This window comes from Streptomyces sp. adm13(2018) (assembly GCF_008042145.1).
Lineage (GTDB): Bacteria > Actinomycetota > Actinomycetes > Streptomycetales > Streptomycetaceae > Streptomyces.
On sequence record NZ_RDBH01000172.1, the window covers coordinates 1 to 1800 of the forward strand.

At 77.2% G+C, this 1800-nt stretch carries 1 protein-coding gene; it reads right to left on the reverse strand.

Features of this window, described 5'->3' with window-relative positions; all coding sequences use genetic code 11:
• On the reverse strand, positions 1 to 1800 hold a 1800-nt coding region (locus tag EAO70_RS35130), incomplete at both ends, for a TPM domain-containing protein (RefSeq protein WP_148006866.1).

Genomic DNA, 1800 nt, shown 5'->3' on the forward strand with positions numbered 1-1800 from the left:
CTCCCACCCCTGTCTCCCACCCCTGTCACACCGCCCAGGCCGTTCGGGTTCCCATATCTCCGGACGTCCTGCTCGGCGAGGTCCTGGGCCTGCCGGGCGAGCGCGTCCGCCTGCCGGGCCTCCCCGAGGGCGGTCTGCGGGTCGTCCGCCTCGGCCAGCACCCGCGCCTTCTCCCAGCGGCGCTGCGCCTCGGCCAGCCGCGTACGGGCCTCGCTGCCCACGGCGCCCCGGTGCGTGGTGACGTAGTCCGCGGCCGCCCCGATCGCCGAGCGGGCCGTCAGCATCGCCTGGTCCAGGAGCGCACGGGCGCGTCGGCTGCCCGACTCGCGCTCCCGTGCGCCCTCCAGTGCCTCGTCGAGCGCCCCGTCGGCCTCCTCCACCCGGCGCAGCGCGTCGAGCGGGTCGTACCGTCCCGATTCCACGACCCGCCGCACCTCGGCCAGCACCGATTCCGCGCGGGCCACCCGGCCCTGCAGATCGGCCGTCGACACCCCCTCGGCGGTGCCGCGCAGCAGCCCCCGGGCCTCCGCGAGGTCGGCGTCCGTCTCCGACAGGGCGCCGGGCAGCTTCCCGAACGCCTCGGCCAGCTCCTGCGCCCGCCGGTCCACCGCCTCCGCCAGCCGGGCCGCCTGGTCCACGGCGCCCTCGGCCGCCCGGATGTGGACGGCGGCCCCGCCGTTGTCGCCCGCGTCGATCCGGGCGCGGGCCTGCCCGACGTGGTCCGCCGCGAAGACCAGCCGGTCCCTGGCCTGGTCGACGTCGCCGGCGACCGGCGCGGCCGCCGTCTCCGCGTACCGCTCGCGCATCGCCGTCAGCGCCGCCTCGGCCGTGTCCGTCCTCCCGGTCTGCTCCCGGACCGCGGCCTCCACGGCGGCCAGAGCCTCCGGGGCGGTCCGCTCCAGGGCCCGCAGCCGGTCGAAGTCCTCACTCTCGGCGTCCAGCCGGGCGTTCGCCTCCGCGCAGCGGCGCAGGATCTCGTCCAGCATGCTCCGCCGGGTCGAGTCGTCCTCGGGGAACGCGTCGTCCAGCTTCTGCCGCAGCCGGAACGAGGCCGTCAGCTGCTCCGCGGCGAAGGCGACCGCATCGGTGAAGGGGCGGACGGACTCCTCGCCGAACTGGGCGGTCGCGAACCCGAGTTCCTCCTGGCTGGTGCGGACGGCGTCGTCGGTGGCGACCAGCGTCTGCCGGGCCTGCCCGTCGAGTTCCTCCTGGGAGGGCGGTGCGGGCTCCTTCGGCGGGCCCCAGCCCTGCCCGCCCTGCGGCGTGGTGCGGGTCTCCGACCGCCGGCGCCGCTTGCTGTACGCGTAGGCGGCCACGGCGCCGGCGCCGCCGACGAGGACCACCGGAAGGACGAGGTCGGTCGCCGAGGTGCCGTCGTCGGCCGCGCTGCCCGGGTCGGCGGGACCGGGGGTGATCGCCGGAGCGGGGACGGGCTGCCCGGCGAGGACGGCGGAGTAGCCGTCGGCCGCGCCGATCGCGGCGCCCGCCCAGTCGTTCTGCCGCAGCGCCGGTTCGATCGCCGTCCTCGCGACCTCGTCGAGCCGGGTCTGGCTGAGGGGGCCGTCCGGGGCGGCGGAGTAGCCGTACCGGCGGTCGTGGGTCGCGACGGCGAGCAGCAGGTCGTCGGCCCCGAGGCCGTTGCGCTCGGCCGTGGCGTCGGCCCACTCCTGGCCCGTGCGGCCCGAGAAGTCCCGTACGTAGACGACGAAGAGCTGGACCCGGTGTGCGTCGTAGAGCCGGTCGAGGGCCTGCGCGACGGACGCGCGGCGGTCACCGAGGGCGTCCACCCGGTCGGTGATC